Raw genomic sequence first — 16,510 nt, 5'->3', positions numbered from 1 at the left:
AGCATCTGTGAGCGCAAGCTCCAAATCCATGGCGATCAAAACCTCATCGTCAAGCACGAGTACAAGGGGTTCTCTCATGGTTGGCGAGTTCTCTTGGATGCCACCGGAACCTTCGCGGAGCGTCGCGGTTAAACTCGATAGAAATCAGCACGACGGAGTTTCCGATGCTCCAAGGTCTTTCCAGATATTCGCCTCAGGCGTTGGGAGTGCTCAGGATCGTTGTCGGGCTTCTGTTCCTTGAACACGGCAGCCAAAAGCTTTTCAACTTTCCACCATCGACGATGCCGGCACAGCCCGGCATGGAAACGCTGATGATTGTAACGGGCATTCTTGAATTGCTCGGCGGCTTGCTGATCCTGGTCGGCTTGTTAACCCGGCCCGTCTCGTTCGTTCTCTGCGGGATGATGGCGATCGCCTATTTCATGGTTCACGCCCAAAAGGGCTTTTTCCCCGCGAACAATATGGGCGATGCGGCGATCCTGTTCTGCTTTGCCTTCTTCTACCTGTTTTTCGCGGGGCCTGGAGCCTGGAGTGTCGACAACCGGGGCTGAGCGAGATGACGAGCGCCATGCCTTGCAAAATCATGGGCCTCCGCCACCAAACGTAAATGCATCCCGCCAGGACACTGCTCCACTCGCCAATCTTTCAGCGGATCGCCAACGCGTTCTAGCCATTCGCTTCTGGCGTAGCGCGTCGGGATTCTGGAGAACTGGCGCTTGATCAGCTGGATGATGTACCCCGGGAGACGCGCCGGGAGTTGAGAGCGAACGTCGGACGTTCTTGGCGCGAGGAAGGGCTTGGCTTACAGGAGCCTTGATGGTGTGGGTGTCGCTCACACGATCGAGCCGAGGACGTCGTTTTTTGTCTTCTGTTTGGGACCGCGAGGATTGCCTGACCGATCCGACCTCGTTCAACATGGAGCACGAGCGCCGTCCACGGGTTGATTCAGGCAAGAACGAAGCCCGCCAAAAGGACCGTAATGATAAGCAAAAGGGGTACGGCAAGAAGCCAACGAGCCTCCGAAACGCTATTGCGCCGAGTATTCAATGGCTCATGCCTCCAGGTATCTATTTCTCGGCACTGTGTCGGAAAACGGGACCAAGAGGCTCCGATTGACTCGACGACGATCCTCACAGTTTAGTACCAGCGCCCGCGGCCGTAGAAACCGCCGCCGCCTAGCAGCAAAACAATAAGAACGATGACCAGAATCGTGGTGATACCCATATGCGCCTCCAATGAGCGCTCCCGGCCATGTTCGCCGTTCGCCGCTCTTGCCCTGGGCAGGGCCTAATGCCTGTGACTTGATGCAGATAAACGTTCTGCGGAGCATCCTGTTCCAGCGGACCTATCTGAAATGCGGATATCTTTCGCAGTTGGGGCAAGTGGTTCAAGCGACGACGTTCTGAAAGAATCTCGAGGGATGCTCAACCAGGTGCAGCACATAGCTCACGGCGACCTGCCGGACGTCGAATCGTCCTCGCCCATTGCGATCGGAGGATCTTATTTCTTGGCCCTTGCAGCCACTGCTACAAACGCGACGGCGGCGGCATCACACATCCTCTTGGACGGCCCGTCGACGGTGAGGATGATCACTCAGCTGCTTTCAGGCTGATCCCGTGTTTCTCAGCGAAATACGCGATCTCATAAGAAGCGTCGGTGGCTGGAGTTCAAGACTTTGTATCACTGTCTTATTCCGGTCGACGATTTGCGCCTCCCGCCCTGAATAGTTGCAGAAAGGCGCCAAGCGCGATGCCGGGAAAAGCCGCCGATCGTGCCTTCCCGGCTGAGCTGCCCTGCAGACCACGGCTTGAATCCTTCGGAGGGCCGGCTTGTATCGTTGCGTTCAAACGCTTGGATGGCGAGCCTTTCGGCCCGCCACAGGTCACCGCTGCCAGGGGGCGCTTCAAAGAAAGGGAAGCCGGTTCCGCCAACAAGAAACAGGCACAGGGAATACGGATGCTTGCGAATGCGTTGAAGCTGTCAGGAGCGACACCGGTCAATCCGGTTCAGTGACGCTCAAAACCGACTGCAAAAAAGGAAATGAAACCATGAAGAAGTCCCTTCTCACCGCCCTCGGTCTTGCGTTCGCGCTCGCTGTCTCGATGCCGGTCCTCGGCGCCAGCAGCGCCAACGCCGCTATGAGCCAGGCCCCCGCAGCGACGACCGCAACGACCACCTCGCAAGGCTCGGATGCTATGGCGACGAAGCAGGTCAAGAAACACGTCAAGAAGCATAAGAAGCACGCCAAAAAGCACACGATTGCCAAGAAGGCCTATTAAGGCGCTCACAGAACTTCCTGTTTTATGAGCGGCCGCTCCGGCTAGATTTGGCTGGAGCGGCGTTTTTCACACTTTTCCTGGAATCGCTCTAAAGTCGCTCAGCCGTTCTCAGAGGTCGCCGGAACCGCCACACCTTACGCACGTTGCTTCTGACATCGCGCGATTGTCGCGCGCCAAGGGAGGAAGCAATGGGCGTCGAACAGGCACCGACCGCAAAGGGCAAGCAGGCAGCCAAGGGATTGAAGCAGGCCGCGGCGAAGGACGAGCGCAAGACCGAGGCCGAAACCGGTCATCCCCTGAAGAAGGGCGCCGCGCGTTTCGAGGAGCGCTCGAAAAGCTCGGACGGCAAGAGCGCCGGCGCCAAGCAGAAAAGCTGAGGCCGCGCCGAAGTCAGCGGCAGGCGGAAGCTGTCTGGTCAGCGGCTGGTTGCACTCCGCTATGGCTCCGGGCGTTCGAGCCCTTTGAAAGGTCCACTGGACCTTTCAATTTGCCTTCGGCAAACCGTTCTCTCACTCCCGGACATCCTGCACCCAGCTTCTGGGGTGACCGTCGACGCGGAACTGGAAGATGAAATAGGGCGGGATGCAGGTGCCTTCGCCGGGCTTGGCCTGGGGCAGGTCATCGTAGCCGGCGGTGCAGATATAATCCTCGCGGCAGGGATGCGCCTTGTCGCAGGCGCGCAGGCCGGCGGTCTTGGTGAATTCCCTGGTGCAGAATTTGTGGTCCTTGCCGGACGCGATGCAGTCGTTGAAGCCGGTCTTGGCGAGACGCCCGCATGTCGCCTCGTCAGGGAGCTTGTCGCAGGTCGCCTTGCGCAGCATGCCGCCGGGAAAGCCGCCGGTCTTCTGTTCGGGGTTGTCGTAACGCTGGCGCGCCGCGCCATAGCCGGCGATCTTCACCACCGGCTTCTTGTCGCGTGCCGGGTCTATGGCGCAGGCCTTGGCGGTGGCCGGCGAGAGGCGGCAATACTGGTCGTTGCCCCAAGTCGACATTTTGATCTCGCCGAATTCGACGGGGTCGCCGACCGCGGTGCCCTTCTCGCTGACGCAAGTGCCGAAGCCCGGATGGATGGCGCTTTCGTGGACACCGGCGCAGCGCAGGCCGGTACCACAGGTCCAGTCCTTGAAGCTTGCGTCGTCACCGCGATAACAGATCGAGCCCCAGCCATTGTAGAGGTCGGTGCCCTTCAGCGCTTCGGCATATTTCTGGTCCGGACGGGCGGCGAAACCTTTGGTGAAATCCGGATGGCCGCCGGCGGCGAACTGCTCGACGATAGCGCGGCGGCGTGGCAGATCGGCGAAGAACACCGCCGATCCCGGCACGAAGACCGCGTTGCGGCGCGGTTCGCTCGCCGGATCGGCGCCGGTATAGTGGAAGCCGGCAATGCCATGCGTCTGATGGCAGCCGGTGCAGCTCATTTCGTTCAGCCGCAAATTGAAGCCGGCCACCGACTTGATGGTGGCGAGCGTGTTGCCCTTGGCGACGTAATCCTTCAGCGCATTGTCGATATCGGCGTCGTCGACCAGCCCATAGGCGATGTTGTTCTGCGAGCGGCTCAGGCCACCTGGCGCGACGGAAACGGCACTCTTGGCCAGGAACTTTTCGTCGATGACCAGCCGGCCATGGTCGAGGTCGTAGATGTTACGGTCGGTGAGCAGCCATTTGGCGAAGGATGGTTTGTCGGCCAGCACGGTTGCCCGGTCGATCTGGTTCTCCATCCTCGATTCATAGAAGCCCGAGGTCGCCGGATTCCATTTGAAGATTTTCAGGAGATATTCGGCATGGCCGCCGAAATCGCGCCGCGTCGAGGCCGATAGCCGCAGCACCTGCATGTTGAGTTCAAGCCGCATGATCTGCGAGGAATTGAGCATGGCGCCGGACAGTGGCCCTTCGTCGGAACGCAGCCAGGCGGCCAACTGCTCGGGCGGCAGGTCCTTTTGGCCTGCTGCAAGCCAGCGCTGGGCGACGTCGGCGCAGGATACGTCGGTGGCGCTTGGCAGATCCTTCGAGGCGCGCGCCTGCGCCCGCACGGGCTTGGCGTTGAACACCAGGCTCATGGTCAGCGGCAGGCGCGACGAGATGCGCTGCGCCACCTTGCCCTTGGCCGGCTTTTCGGCGACCGAATAGTGGAAGCGGTAGATCAGCCGGATCTCGCCGCATTCGGTGTGGCCGAGATAGCCGCGATCCATGCGGTTGACGACGCCAGTCAGGTCCAGCGTCGAGCCGTCATCGTCGATGTATTTAGGATTGAATTTCTGGCTGGTGTCGTTCGACCTGGCCATGGCCGCGACATAGGGGTCGGGGCTGGTCTTCGGCTCGTCCGATATCTCCTGCTTGACCGTGTCACGCACCGTGGCCAGCGCCGGCACGGAAAACAGGCCGCCATTGTCGACGTCGCGGGTGAGGCCGAGCGCGGGGCCGAGCAGCCGGCTGATCGACAGGCCGCCGCGCTCCAGCGCCTGCAAGGTGGCCGGATCGGTAACGGCAACGCTGGAATCGAGCGTCACCGCGCTGGCCGGTCCGATCTCAAGGCGGGTCCATGCTATCAGCAACAGCAGGAATTGGCCGATGATCCGCAAGCGCCCCTCGCTACACAGAAAATCAAACACTAGCGGTCTTCCCGATCTTCGGCCATGGGGCGACAGTCGCAGCATCGAACTTGGCGGCAAGAGTTCCGTCTGTTTCTATCCGTGGCATGAACGAGGCCACCCGCCGGCTTTGATCGCCGAAAGGCCATCGAAAAACACTGTGACTTGGCGCAACCATTGGGATAATTGTTTGTTGGGTTGAGCCGGCCTTGCCGGAGCAATGAGAAAGTTTATCACGGGGAGTTGCCATGCTCTGGAGAGGCCGTCGTCAGAGTGACAATATCGAGGACGACCGCAGCGACAGCGGCGGCGGTGGGATCGGCGGCGGTGGCGGCTTCCAGCTCCCCATCGGCGGCCGCACCGGTGGCGGCGGCAGCATCATCCTCGTCATCCTGGTGGTGATCGCCGGATGGTATTTCGGCTTCGATCCCTCGGCGATCCTGGGTGGTGGCGATGGCGGCCTGCTGCCGGGCGGTGGCGGCCAGATCACCGACAATGGCGGTGGCGGCCAGGGCAGCGGCACAGCGCCCGCCAATGACGAGATGAAGCAGTTCGTGGCGACCGTGCTGGCCGAGACCGAGGACACCTGGACCGGCATCTTCAAGTCGCAAGGCCTGACCTATGAGGACCCGAAGCTGGTGCTGTTTTCCGGCCAGGTCCGTTCGGCCTGCGGCTTTGCCTCGGCGGCTGCGGGACCGTTTTATTGTCCGGGCGACCACAAGGTCTATCTCGACATGACTTTCTTTCAGGAGCTCGATCAAAAGTTCGGCGCTGCCGGTGAGTTCGCGCGGGCCTATGTCATCGCACATGAGGTCGGCCATCACGTGCAGAACCTCACCGGCATCATGGGCAAGTTCAACCAGATGCGGCAAGGCATGAGCGAAGCCGATGCCAACCAGCTGTCGGTGCGCATCGAGCTGCAGGCCGATTGCTTCGCCGGCGTGTGGGCGCACTACACCGCGCAGAAGGGCATATTGGAGCAGGGTGACATCGAAAGCGCGCTGAACGCTGCCAAGCAGATCGGCGACGACACGCTGCAGAAGAAGACGCAGGGCTATGTCGTGCCGGAAAGCTTCAACCATGGCACCTCGCAGCAGCGGCAGACCTGGCTGGCGCGCGGCTACAAGAGCGGCAAGCTGTCGGACTGCAACACGATGAGCGGTCCGCTTTAAGCACTCGTCTTGCGGCAATTCCCTGATGGCGAAGACGCCGTCAGGGGGTGTCAGGATCAAACATTCCTGCCTGTTCTCGCATTGTTCCTTTTTGCGGGTTCGCCTATAAGGTGCGTCCGCCTGCGCCAAGGCGGCCGGAGGAGCTTGACCCGTCATGATCGACCCCAAAACCGCCAGGCGGGGCTTGGCGCTGGTCTTCACCACGCTGCTGCTCGACATTATCGGCTTTGGCATGATCATGCCGGTGCTGCCGGCCTTTCTCAGGGAATTGACTGGCGTCGGCATCAGTGAAGCGGCGATCGAAGGCGGCTGGCTGTTCTTCGTCTATGCGGCCATGCAGTTCTTTTTTGCGCCGATCATGGGCGGCTTGAGCGACCGGTTCGGGCGGCGGCCGATCCTGCTTGCCTCGGTGCTGACCTTTTCCATCGACAATCTGATCTGCGCCATCGCCTGGTCCTATCCGATGCTGTTCATCGGCCGTGTGCTGGCCGGTATTTCCGGCGCCAGCTATTCGACCACGTCGGCCTTCATCGCCGACATCTCGAATGATGAGAACCGGGCGAAGAATTTCGGCCTGCTCGGCATTGCCTTTGGTGTCGGCTTCGTCATCGGCCCGGTGCTGGGTGGATTGCTCGGCACGTTCGGACCGCGCGTGCCGTTCTTTTGCGCCGCCGGGCTCGCCTTCGTGAACTTCCTGATCGCGATGTTCTTCCTGCCCGAAACGCTGGATGAAAAGCATCGCCGCCGTTTCGAGTGGAAGCGCGCCAATCCGGTCGGCACGCTGCTGCAGATGCGCCAGTATCAGGGCATCGGATGGATCGGGCTTGTCTTCTTCCTGATGACGCTCGGCCATATGATGTATCCGGCGGTGTGGTCGTTCGTCTCCAACTACCGTTATGGCTGGAGCGAGCAGCAGATCGGCTTTTCGCTCGGCGCCTTCGGCCTGTGCGGCGCGATCGTCATGGGTACGGTGCTGCCGCGCGTGATCCCCAGGCTCGGCGAGTGGAGGACGGCGGTCATCGGCCTGACATTCACGGCGGCCAGCGCCTTCGGTTATGCCTTCGCTTCGCAGGGCTGGATGGTCTATGCGGTGATCGTCGTCGGCTGCCTGGAAGCGCTGGCCGATCCGCCGCTCAGAAGCCTCGCCGCCGCCAAGGTGCCGCCTTCGGCACAGGGCGAGTTGCAGGGCGCGATGACCTCGATCTTCTCGATCACCTCGATCATCACGCCGCTGCTCTACACGGCGATCTTCTCCTGGTTCACCGGGCCAAGCGCGCCCGTGACCTTCGGCGGCGCGCCCTATCTGGTCGGTGCGTGCTTCCTGCTGCTGGCGGTTATCGTCTTCGTCACCAAGGTGGCGAGGCCGGCAACGGTCACAAACGCCACCACCGATGTCGCCGAAGATGGAGCGCAGGCATGAGCCATGACAGCCGCATTGCAATGACCAGGGACGGGGTGTCGCTGTCGCGGCTGGTCTTCGGTGCCTGGCGCCTGCTCGACGGCGGCGCCCGCCCGGATGCCGATCAGGTCGCCCGGCTGATCGGCACTGCCGTCGATCTCGGCCTGACGAGTTTCGACCATGCCGACATCTATGGGAATTACGAGGTGGAAGCGGCATTCGGCGCCGGGCTGTCGCGCTGGAAGGGCCAGCGCGACGAGATCGAGCTGATCTCGAAATGCGACATCATGCTGGCCTCGGCCAACCGGCCGCAAAACCGGCTGAAGCACTATGACACCAGCGCCGCCCATATAGCAGCTTCGGTCGATCACTCGCTCGCCAATCTCGGCACCGATTATCTCGACCTGTTGCTGCTGCACCGGCCGGATCCGCTGATGGATGCCGACGAGACGGTGGCGGCGCTGGCCGGGCTGGTCGAGGCGGGCAAGGTGAGGGCGGTCGGCGTTTCCAATTTCACGCCGTCGCAGTTCGATCTCCTGGCCTCGCGGCTGCCGTTCGCGCTCGCCACCAACCAGATCGAGATGTCGGTGCTTAAGACATCGGCGCTGACCGACGGCAGCCTCGACCACGCGCAGCGTCTGGGCTACACGCCGATGATCTGGTCGCCGCTTGGCGGCGGCTCGCTGTTCACCGGCAAGGAAAGCCGGGAAGCTCGGGTGCGGGCAGCGCTCGCGGCGGTGGCCGCCGAAGTCGGCGCCGGCGATCTCGCCGCCGTCGCCATCGCCTGGCTGCTGCGTCATCCGGCCCGGCTGGTGCCGGTGCTCGGGTCGATGAAACCGGAACGGCTGGCGGCCATGGTCAAGGCGCTGGAGATCGACCTCGACCGGCAGCAATGGTTCGCCATACTGGAGGCGAGCGAGGGCCGGCCGGTGGCGTAAGTTCAGGGCATTTTGCAGTACGAGGCTGTAGAGGCTTGCGCCGCCCCTCATTGCCCTGCCGGGCATTTCTCCCCGTATAGTGACGGGGAGAAAGACGCTGTGTCGCCGCTTTCGCAAATCGTGGACGTTGGAAGAAGAGCGCCGAGGTTGCGACACCCCCTTCTCCCCGTTCACGGGAGAAGATGCCGGCAGGCAGATGAGGGGCAGCGCTAACGGATCGAGTTAGGCCCGCTCCGCCAGCAATTCCTCGCCGCGCTTTTCGCGGATCAGGTTGACGAAACGGCGGAACAGATAGTGCGAATCCTGCGGGCCGGGCGAGGCTTCGGGATGGTGCTGGACCGAGAACACCGGACGGCCGGTGAGCGCGATGCCGCAGTTCGAGCCGTCGAACAGCGAGACATGGGTCTCCTCGACGCCCTCGGGCAGCGAGTCGGCATCGACGGCAAAGCCGTGATTCATCGAGACGATCTCGACCTTGCCTGTGGTGTGATCCTTGACCGGATGGTTGGCACCGTGATGACCCTGGTGCATCTTGGCAGTCCTGCCGCCGAGCGCCAGCGCCAGCATCTGGTGGCCGAGGCAGATGCCGAACACCGGAATGTCGGTCTTCAGCAGGTCCCGGATAACCGGCACGGCATAGCCGCCGGTGGCTTCCGGGTCGCCGGGGCCGTTGGAGAGGAAGATGCCGTCTGGCTGCATGGCGAGGATCTCTTCCGAACCGGTGCTGGCCGGAACCACGGTGACCTTGGCGCCAAGGCCGGCGAGCAGGCGCAGGATGTTGCGCTTGACGCCGTAGTCGATGGCGACGACGTGTAGCGACGGCTCGGCCTGTTCGCCAAACCCTTCGTTCCACACCCATGGCGTCTCGCGCCAGACCGAGGACTGGCCCGAGGTGACTTCCTTGGCGAGGTCGAGCCCGATCAGGCCCGACCAGGCGGCGGCGCGCTGTTTCAGATCGTCGAGGTCGAAGACACCGTCGGGCGCATGCGCGATGACGGCGTTGGGCATGCCCTTTTCGCGGATCAGCGCGGTGAGCGCGCGGGTGTCGATGCCCGAGAGTGCGACGATGCCGCGCTTCTTCAGCCACTGGTCGAGGCCACCCGCGGCGCGATAATTGGACGGGTTGGTGACATCGGCCTTGAACACCGCGCCGACAGCGCCGGCGCGAGCAGCGGGGTTGAGGTCCTCGATGTCCTCGCCATTGGTGCCGATATTGCCGATATGCGGGAAGGTGAAGGTGACGATCTGGCCGGCATAGGACGGGTCGGTGAGGATTTCCTGGTAGCCGGTGAGCGCCGTGTTGAAGCAGACTTCGGCGACGGCGGAGCCGGTGGCGCCGAGGCCGCGGCCCTCGATGACGGTGCCGTCGGCCAGAACCAGCAGGGCGGTCGGCTTTTCGGTTGCCCAGGCGGGCGTCATCTCGGCCATGGCGGCACTCCTATCAGGCTGCGTTCCATAGGCCCGACGGGCCATCCGCGCAGCAAACGACGCGGCGCCGATTTCTCGAGCCTCAGCGCGTCAATTCATTGTCTTATGCAAGGCCGAGTACATAGGGGAAGGTGCCAGAACGGTCAATGATACAGCCAGGGACCGGGATCGATTTATTTCGTCGAACAATATCAGTGGCTTGCCGGCTCATTCGAGATTTGCCTTGTGCTCCCGGCAAGGTTATGGTCCGCGCCGTTCGAAGGAGAAAAGCAAGATGCGCGCAAAAATCGCCGAATCCCTGAAAAGCGCGATGAAGGCGCAGGACAAGCACCGGCTGCCGACATTGCGGCTGATCCAGGCCGCCATTCATGATCGCGACATCGCCAATCGCGGTTCGGCCAAGGACCCCGCCAGCGACGAGGAGATCCTGCAAATACTGGCCAAGATGGTGAAGCAGCGCGAGGAATCGGCGAAGGCATTCGAAGACGGCAAGCGGCCGGAACTGGCGGCGCAGGAGCGTGGCGAGATGGAGATCATCCGCGGCTTTCTGCCGACGCAGCTCGACGATGCGGCGATCGCGGCTGCCGCACGCGAAGCGATCGCGGCGACGGGTGCGGCCAGCCAGAAGGACATGGGCAAGGTGATCGCCGCGCTGAAGCAGAAATATGCCGGCCAGATGGATTTCGGCAAGGCAAGCGGCATCGTCAAGGGCCTGCTGCAGTAGGGGGGTGTTAAGGGCACCGCCAAGTCTGGCCTTGCGGCTCCAATGCGCGGCGCAACGCAGGCGCTTCTTGCTGGACATGATCCCATAACCGGTTGGCCACCGGCCCGTGAGGCCGGTCGCGGCGGCGCGCCACCACCAGCTCGTCGGTGCGGCCAGGCATATGGCGGCCGGCAATGGAGTGCAGGCGTCCGTCACCCAACTCTTCCTCGATCAGGAAGCGGGGCAGGTGGCCCCAGCCGAGACCTTGCAGGATGATCTCCTTCTTCATGCCCTGGTCGGCCACCAGGCATTGTGGCGCGCCTTCGATCAGCGAATAGTTTTGTTGTGGCGAATGGCGGGCGCTGTCGCGCATGACGCATTGGGTGAGTGCCTGCATCTGATCGGGCGTGATCGGCTCTTTGATACGCTCCGGCAGAAAGCCCGGCGCCACTACGGGAATGAACGGCACCTTGCAAAGATCGACCCATTCCACCCGCGCATCGCCCTTGTCGACCCAGTGCAGGATCAGATCGGCCTCATCATCGAAGAGCCGCTCCCAAGGTCCGCCGACGGCCTCGAAATGCAGATGCAGGCGCGTGCCCGGGCATTGCGCGAAGAACCGTCCGAGCATGCCCAGCACTTGCGGCCGCGGGCAGAGATCGCCGATCACGACATGGATCTCGCTTTCCTCGCCCATCGAGAGCTGGGCGGCGTGCACCCGCAGGCCCTCCAGTTCGCGCAGCAGCGATTGCGCGCGGCGATGGAACGACAGCCCCGCCTCGGTCGGGCGCACCCGGTAGCCGCCGCGATCAAGGAGGACGAGGTCGAGCTGCCGTTCGAGCTTGGCGACGGCGGCGAACACCGCCGGGTGCGAGCGATGCAGGAGGGTGGCCGCCGGCTGAAAGCCGCCGGTGCGGATCACCGCATCGAAGCACTGCAAATCGTGCAAGGTGAATTCGGCCATGTCAGCTTTGTCTACAGAGTTTGTCCTATCTTTGTAATATCAACAAAAACACGTCGCGACTACGCTCTGCCTCATTCAACATTCCAGAAGGAATTTTCATCATGAGTGAGCTGAATTTCGTGACCGTCGGCGACGGCACGCGCATCGCCTATCGCTTCGACGGCGATGCCGCAAAGCCGGTGCTGATGCTGTCGAATTCCATCGGCACCACCTTGCACATGTGGGACGCACAGGTCGGCGAGCTGTCGAAACACTTCCGTGTTCTGCGTTACGACTTTCGCGGCCATGGCGGGTCGAGCGCCCCGATCGGTGCCTATTCGCTCGACCGGCTCGGCCGCGACGTGACCGAACTGCTCGACGCGCTCGGCCTTGCGCGCGTGCATTTCCTCGGCCTGTCGCTCGGCGGCTTCGTCGGACAATGGCTCGGCATCCATGCGCCCGAACGCATCGACCGGCTGATCCTGAGCAACACCTCGTCCCATCTCGGCCCGGCAAGCTATTTCGACGAGCGGATAGCCGTTGTCCGGCAGGCGCCGGACATGTCGGAAACCGCCGAAATCTTCCTCAACAACTGGTTCCCTGCTCAGATGCTGGCGGCCAACGCACCGGTGATTGAGGAGTTTCGTACTATGCTGCTGGCGATCGACCGGCATGGCTTGGCCGGCCTGTTCGCGGCGGTGCGCGATGCCGATCTTCGCCGCACGGTGGCGCTGATCAACCGGCCGACGCTGGTGATCGCTGGCGAGCATGACACGGTGACAGCGGCCAGCCACAGCGAGCTGATTGCGGCAGCGGTTCCCAGCGCGAAGCTGGTTGTCCTGCCTGCGGTTCACCTCTCGAACGTGGAATATCCGGCAGAGTTTATAGAGGCGGTGCTTGATTTTCTGCGCTGACCGCGCGCGATCCCGTGAGGTCCCCGCTATTTCCTCTACGACGTAGAGCGGACCTCACGGCTCCTTGCACATCGGCAGCGGCTGCGCGGGCGGTGCCGGATGATCTTTCCTGTACTGGGCGATCATCGGCTCGAGGGTTTTGCGCGGCCAGAATTTCGGCGCGCCGATTTCCTTCAGGCAGGACGCATTCCAGTAAGGTGCCTCGCCGGATGGCGAATGGCCTTTCGCCGCCTGCGCAACGGCGGCGATGTCGCGCGATTCCGGATAGATGTAGAGCGTCGTCGGGTTGTCCTTGACCATGGCGATGATCTGCTGCGCATCCGTCGGCGACCAGCTGGTGCAGCCATTGCTGCGGCCGCCGGCATAGTCCACCAGCTTGCCGAACGGCACCAGACCATCATGGTCGGCATAGGAGCTGTTGGGGCTTTTGCGCATGCACATGGCCCGCAGCACCTGCGCCGCGTGGCCGCCGATCACGCGCTGCCTGGCATTGGCCGCTTCGCCTTCGCCGTCGAACTGTATGAAGGTGCGCAGGAAAGCCGCGTCCTGTTTGGCGCCGGTGCGATAAAAACCCTTGAACGACGTTTTCGACTCCCGGGTCATGTATACCCCGCCAGCCGTTAGTTCCGAATCCATGGCATTGCCAAAATTCTTGGAGCACCGCCTGCCGTTTGAAAAATCGACCGTGCCTTTCAGGTTCTTGCCGGCCCCGTGACCCGATGCGATAGCGCGAAACGACTGGCTGGCTTCGCAGGCAATGTAGTACCGGCGCCCGAGCACGCCATTGCCGAGATCGCCGGGACGTGTCGCATCCATGGCGAAGTAGCAGGGGTTCCTGACCGCGCCTTGCGCCACCTTTTTCAGGTAGAGCGCGCGCGCCCGCTCCAGCACCACTTGCGAAATCTGGCCGTCGCTGTCGCCGACATGGGCCTGCAGCCAGGCCGGGATGGCCGAGGGCGCGGCGAAGGATCGTACTGTCGCCATCAGGGCGATGACGACGACAAGAAGGCTGAGGGTGACGACAATACCCAGAGGGACAGATCTCAACCGCACCGGTTCAATTCTCCTGCCGAAGCCATGCGAATCTTTGGCGGTGTTATATCCGCAATCAATCATAAAATGTCCCGCGCCCATCGGCGAGACACATCTTGTTCAGCGCGCCTTGTAACGATCGTTTTGCGATCAACCAGCCGCACTGCAGGTCAACCCAGCACACCTGCGCGCCGCCAAGCCAAGCTGGACAGCCTGGGAGGACGATCTATAACTATCAATAGCAAAATAATTATGGATCGTCTTGAATGGATCCCCTCAGTGACGTCATTGCTCTTCTGCAACCCAGCACGGCGATTTCCAAGCCCATCAAGGGTCGTGGCCGATGGGGTATCCGTTACGCCGCGTATGATGCGCCTGGCTTTACCATAATCGTGGAGGGCGCGTGCTGGATCGCCTTTGCGGGCCAGGATCCAGTCAAGTTCGAAAAGGGAGACTTCCTCCTGTTGCCTTCCACGCCGCCCTTCTCGCTCAGCAGCCATCCGGGCATCGACTGTGAGCTCAGGGCGCCGATGGACATTGCCATCCGGCACGGCGACCCAGATGGAGAGCCCGACTTTGTCGCGCTCGGCGGTACGTTCCGGATCGAGCCGGTCAACGCCCCGCTCCTGGTTGCGCTCCTTCCGAGCGTCATCCACGTGCCGGTATCGCAGGGGCGTTCCGGCAGGCTTGGCAAGGTTATCGAGCTCATCATGGAAGAGTGCGAGAACGAAGATCCGGGCAAGGAAATGGTTTTGCAGAGATTGCTCGAGGTTCTGCTCGTGGAAGCGCTCCGATGGCATGGCATCGCCCACGGCGCAGCTGGCCTGCTCAGCGGGATGCGGGACCCGGTGCTCGCGCGCGTGCTGCGCGCAATGCACGAGGATGTCCGGGCGGGCTGGACGGTCGCGGAACTCGCTACGGTTGCCGGGCTCTCGCGGTCGGCGTTCGCGGCTCGCTTTGTGGACGTGCTGGGTTGCGGCCCGATCGAGTACCTGGCTCGCTGGCGCATGGCGCTGGCCAAGGATGCTCTCATCCGCGGCTCGAAAACCTTGGACAAAATAGCAGATGAGATCGGCTACGAGTCCGCCAGCGCCTTCAGCACGGCCTTCAGGAAACGGCTTGGCTGCTCGCCGGGAAGGTTCGCCCGCGGCGGTGGTGTCGGCGTAACCGGCTGAGGCTGTTCCCTCGCGGCGAGGCCTCTTCAAACGCTTCCGCTGATAGCCCCGTCCACCTGCTCTCGCTCGGCCTAAGCGATTTTTGGACAGTTGGAAATAAAAATAGGCCTATCGATTATAGATCGTCTGCGTTGGCAAGCCTACGAAGGGTTTATCGAAACCAACGGAGCTTACCATGCAAACGATCCTGATCACTGGCTGTTCTTCTGGCTACGGCCTGGAGACGGCCCGCCATTTCCTCGCCAACGGGTGGAATGTCATCGCCACCATGCGGACACCGCGAGAGGACATACTGCCGCGCTCGGAGCGCCTGCGGATCCTGCCCCTGGACGTCACCAGCGAGGCCAGCATCTCGGCTGTGGTCAAAGCCGCCGGTCCGATCGATGTTCTGGTCAACAATGCAGGCATCGGCGTGGTCGGCGCCTTTGAAGCGACAACGATGTCGCACATCCGCAAGGTCTTCGACACCAACAGCTTTGGCGTGATGGCGATGGCGCAGGCCGTGATCCCACAGATGCGCGAGCGTCGGTCCGGGGCGATCGTCAACGTCACCTCCAGTGCCACCCTGGCGCCGATGCCCCTGGCGGCGGCCTACACCGCCAGCAAGCAGGCCATCGAGGGCTTCACCGGATCGCTCGCGCACGAACTCGGCTATTTCGGGATCCGCGCCAAGCTGGTCGAGCCCGGATACGCGCCGACGACGCGGTTTACGCAAAACACGTCGGTGCGCGTCGAAGACATGATCCCGGAAGCCTACGCCGATTTTGCTGCACCGATCTTTGCTGCCTTCGCCCAACCCGCGCTGACCACCAGGGAAAGTGACGTCGCCGAAGCTGTGTGGGCCGCGGTCCACGACACTTCAGGCCAACTCCGCTTTCCGGCTGGCCCGGATGCTGTCGCGTTGGCAAACGCTGGCTGAAGTCTCCAGTCGCGCCCCGGATGCGGCGCGGGACTGACGGTGTCCCGGCAGCTTTCTCAGCTTTGTCGGCCTCGGCCTGCTGTTTCGGGGGGCTGAGCCAGTTTGCGTCGGCCATCCGCTCATCCTCGATTTTCGATCCGCCAGGATTGGGCTATGATCTGATTCTGGCGTGGCCCACGCCTCCTCCCTCCGTCGGGAAAGCATTCGTTCATGCCGGGCACTCTCATCACCGAACCGACTGTTCGAGCATCAGGCATAAGGAGGGGTTGCGAAAACTGCTCGCACCAGGAGGTTTTGCTATGAGGTTACCTGCGCCCGTCTATCATCTGAAACGTCAGGCCAGGCTGTTGTCGCGCGAGGCAAAAATCCCGCTCCACCAGGCGCTTGACCGTATTGCCGCGCAGCAAGGTTTTGCCCGCTGGAGCCTGCTGGCGACCAAGGCATCCGAAGGCACACCAGCAAGCAAGTTGTTCGCGCAGCTGGCGCCGGGTGACCTGGTTCTGGTCGGCGCGCGGCCTGGCCACGGCAAGACCCTGATGAGCCTCGAACTGGCGGTCGAAGCCATGAAATCAGGACATCGCAGCGTGTTCTTCACGCTGGAATATACGCAACGGGATGTGCTGGAGCGGTTTCATGCCATCGGGGTCGAGCCCGCCCGGTTCAACGACCTGTTCGAGTTCGACACTTCCGATGCCATCTGCGCCGACTACATCGTCAGAAGGTTGGGATCGGTGCCGCGCGGCACGTTGGCGGTCATCGACTATCTGCAGCTGCTCGACCAGAAGCGGGAAAATCCGGCCCTGATGGACCAGGTTCGCACGCTGAAGGCTTTTGCGCGCGACTGCGGCGTGATCCTGGTGTTCATCTCGCAGATCGACCGATCGTACGATCCATCGACCAAGCCGGTTCCCGATATCGCCGATATCAGGTTGCCCAACCCGCTGGATCTGTCGCTGTTCGACAAGGCCTGCTTCCTGAACAAGGGCGAGATCCGCTTCCAGGCGGCTTGAGCGCTCCGGC

General features: G+C 62.4%; 15 protein-coding genes. 11 read left to right on the top strand and 4 right to left on the bottom strand.

The features are described from left to right. Nucleotides 1–164: 164 nt before the first annotated feature. The 3 genes from CKW40_RS20845 to CKW40_RS20830 all read left to right on the top strand — a co-directional run bounded on the left by CKW40_RS20845 (nucleotide 165) and on the right by CKW40_RS20830 (nucleotide 2,656). The gene (locus CKW40_RS20845) at nucleotides 165–551 is read left to right on the top strand and encodes a DoxX family protein (protein ID WP_095201755.1); all 387 of its coding nucleotides are present in this window, start codon (nucleotides 165–167) and stop codon (nucleotides 549–551) included. 1,497 nt (nucleotides 552–2,048) lie between these two features. Continuing rightward, nucleotides 2,049–2,279 (top strand): hypothetical protein, encoded by a 231-nt coding sequence (locus tag CKW40_RS20835; protein WP_095202012.1) that lies wholly within the window; start codon nucleotides 2,049–2,051, stop codon nucleotides 2,277–2,279. A 188-nt stretch (nucleotides 2,280–2,467) separates the two neighbouring features. Next, on the top strand, nucleotides 2,468–2,656 hold the full coding sequence (locus CKW40_RS20830; RefSeq protein WP_019860505.1) for a hypothetical protein: 189 nt from the start codon (nucleotides 2,468–2,470) through the stop codon (nucleotides 2,654–2,656). A gap of 132 nt (nucleotides 2,657–2,788) precedes the next feature. Here the strand turns inward: CKW40_RS20830 and CKW40_RS20825 are convergent, their stop codons facing one another. Continuing rightward, nucleotides 2,789–4,858 (bottom strand): hypothetical protein, encoded by a 2,070-nt coding sequence (locus CKW40_RS20825; RefSeq protein WP_244571234.1) that lies wholly within the window; start codon nucleotides 4,856–4,858, stop codon nucleotides 2,789–2,791. Between the two features lie 257 nt (nucleotides 4,859–5,115). Between CKW40_RS20825 and ypfJ the strand changes: the two genes are divergently transcribed. The 3 genes from ypfJ (at nucleotide 5,116) to CKW40_RS20810 (ending at nucleotide 8,376) form a co-directional block, all read left to right on the top strand. Then, nucleotides 5,116–6,039: a KPN_02809 family neutral zinc metallopeptidase gene (ypfJ, locus tag CKW40_RS20820; protein WP_095201753.1), complete on the top strand. Its 924-nt coding sequence runs from the start codon at nucleotides 5,116–5,118 to the stop codon at nucleotides 6,037–6,039. Between the two features lie 154 nt (nucleotides 6,040–6,193). After that, nucleotides 6,194–7,459, top strand: a complete 1,266-nt coding sequence (locus CKW40_RS20815; protein ID WP_095201752.1) for a TCR/Tet family MFS transporter — start codon at nucleotides 6,194–6,196, stop codon at nucleotides 7,457–7,459. After that, entirely contained in the window at nucleotides 7,456–8,376 is a 921-nt protein-coding gene (locus CKW40_RS20810) for an aldo/keto reductase (protein WP_095201751.1), read from the top strand. Before CKW40_RS20815 ends, CKW40_RS20810 begins: the two co-directional genes overlap by 4 nt. A 222-nt stretch (nucleotides 8,377–8,598) precedes the next feature. Here the strand turns inward: CKW40_RS20810 and carA are convergent, their stop codons facing one another. Beyond that, on the bottom strand, nucleotides 8,599–9,804 hold the full coding sequence (gene carA / locus CKW40_RS20805; protein WP_095201750.1) for a glutamine-hydrolyzing carbamoyl-phosphate synthase small subunit: 1,206 nt from the start codon (nucleotides 9,802–9,804) through the stop codon (nucleotides 8,599–8,601). Nucleotides 9,805–10,078: 274 nt separating this feature from the next. On the opposite strand from carA, the gene CKW40_RS20800 reads away from it, so the two are divergent. Further along, complete coding sequence (locus CKW40_RS20800) at nucleotides 10,079–10,528, top strand: GatB/YqeY domain-containing protein (RefSeq protein WP_095202010.1); 450 nt, start codon at nucleotides 10,079–10,081, stop codon at nucleotides 10,526–10,528. Nucleotides 10,529–10,535: 7 nt separating this feature from the next. On the opposite strand, the gene CKW40_RS20795 is transcribed toward CKW40_RS20800, so the two are convergent. Continuing rightward, the gene (locus tag CKW40_RS20795) at nucleotides 10,536–11,471 is read right to left on the bottom strand and encodes a LysR family transcriptional regulator (RefSeq protein WP_095201749.1); all 936 of its coding nucleotides are present in this window, start codon (nucleotides 11,469–11,471) and stop codon (nucleotides 10,536–10,538) included. A gap of 101 nt (nucleotides 11,472–11,572) precedes the next feature. Here CKW40_RS20795 and CKW40_RS20790 point away from each other — a divergent pair, with 101 nt between their 5' ends. Continuing rightward, a complete protein-coding gene (locus tag CKW40_RS20790) occupies nucleotides 11,573–12,364 on the top strand; it encodes an alpha/beta fold hydrolase (RefSeq protein WP_095201748.1) in 792 nt (263 codons plus the stop codon). Between the two features lie 54 nt (nucleotides 12,365–12,418). Here the strand turns inward: CKW40_RS20790 and CKW40_RS20785 are convergent, their stop codons facing one another. Further along, nucleotides 12,419–13,417, bottom strand: coding sequence for a hypothetical protein (locus tag CKW40_RS20785; RefSeq protein ID WP_095202009.1), 999 nt, complete (start codon nucleotides 13,415–13,417; stop codon nucleotides 12,419–12,421). A 245-nt stretch (nucleotides 13,418–13,662) separates the two neighbouring features. Between CKW40_RS20785 and CKW40_RS20780 the strand changes: the two genes are divergently transcribed. From CKW40_RS20780 to CKW40_RS20770, 3 genes are all read left to right on the top strand, one after another. Then, nucleotides 13,663–14,571 carry an AraC family transcriptional regulator gene (locus CKW40_RS20780; RefSeq protein ID WP_095201747.1) on the top strand — a complete coding sequence of 303 codons (909 nt, stop codon included), beginning with the start codon at nucleotides 13,663–13,665 and terminating at the stop codon, nucleotides 14,569–14,571. A gap of 175 nt (nucleotides 14,572–14,746) precedes the next feature. Beyond that, nucleotides 14,747–15,490, top strand: a complete 744-nt coding sequence (locus CKW40_RS20775) for an SDR family oxidoreductase (protein ID WP_095201746.1) — start codon at nucleotides 14,747–14,749, stop codon at nucleotides 15,488–15,490. 299 nt (nucleotides 15,491–15,789) lie between these two features. Next, the gene (locus CKW40_RS20770) at nucleotides 15,790–16,500 is read left to right on the top strand and encodes a DNA helicase (RefSeq protein ID WP_095201745.1); all 711 of its coding nucleotides are present in this window, start codon (nucleotides 15,790–15,792) and stop codon (nucleotides 16,498–16,500) included. Nucleotides 16,501–16,510: the final 10 nt, after the last annotated feature.

Source organism: Mesorhizobium carmichaelinearum, assembly GCF_900199455.1.
GTDB lineage: Bacteria > Pseudomonadota > Alphaproteobacteria > Rhizobiales > Rhizobiaceae > Mesorhizobium > Mesorhizobium carmichaelinearum.
The sequence above is the reverse complement of the archived record's forward strand: the minus strand, read 5'-3'. Positions and strand labels throughout refer to the sequence as shown.

Bases quoted from the DNA above. Each gene is read 5' to 3' on its own strand.
- carA (WP_095201750.1), bottom strand. From the start codon at position 9,804: ATGGCCGAGATGACGCCCGCCTGGGCAACCGAAAAGCCGACCGCCCTG.
- CKW40_RS20795 (WP_095201749.1), bottom strand. From the start codon at position 11,471: ATGGCCGAATTCACCTTGCACGATTTGCAGTGCTTCGATGCGGTGATC.
- CKW40_RS20830 (WP_019860505.1), top strand. From the start codon at position 2,468: ATGGGCGTCGAACAGGCACCGACCGCAAAGGGCAAGCAGGCAGCCAAG.
- CKW40_RS20815 (WP_095201752.1), top strand. From the start codon at position 6,194: ATGATCGACCCCAAAACCGCCAGGCGGGGCTTGGCGCTGGTCTTCACC.
- CKW40_RS20775 (WP_095201746.1), top strand. From the start codon at position 14,747: ATGCAAACGATCCTGATCACTGGCTGTTCTTCTGGCTACGGCCTGGAG.
- CKW40_RS20810 (WP_095201751.1), top strand. From the start codon at position 7,456: ATGAGCCATGACAGCCGCATTGCAATGACCAGGGACGGGGTGTCGCTG.
- CKW40_RS20790 (WP_095201748.1), top strand. From the start codon at position 11,573: ATGAGTGAGCTGAATTTCGTGACCGTCGGCGACGGCACGCGCATCGCC.
- ypfJ (WP_095201753.1), top strand. From the start codon at position 5,116: ATGCTCTGGAGAGGCCGTCGTCAGAGTGACAATATCGAGGACGACCGC.
- CKW40_RS20770 (WP_095201745.1), top strand. From the start codon at position 15,790: ATGAGGTTACCTGCGCCCGTCTATCATCTGAAACGTCAGGCCAGGCTG.
- CKW40_RS20800 (WP_095202010.1), top strand. From the start codon at position 10,079: ATGCGCGCAAAAATCGCCGAATCCCTGAAAAGCGCGATGAAGGCGCAG.
- CKW40_RS20780 (WP_095201747.1), top strand. From the start codon at position 13,663: ATGGATCCCCTCAGTGACGTCATTGCTCTTCTGCAACCCAGCACGGCG.
- CKW40_RS20835 (WP_095202012.1), top strand. From the start codon at position 2,049: ATGAAGAAGTCCCTTCTCACCGCCCTCGGTCTTGCGTTCGCGCTCGCT.
- CKW40_RS20845 (WP_095201755.1), top strand. From the start codon at position 165: ATGCTCCAAGGTCTTTCCAGATATTCGCCTCAGGCGTTGGGAGTGCTC.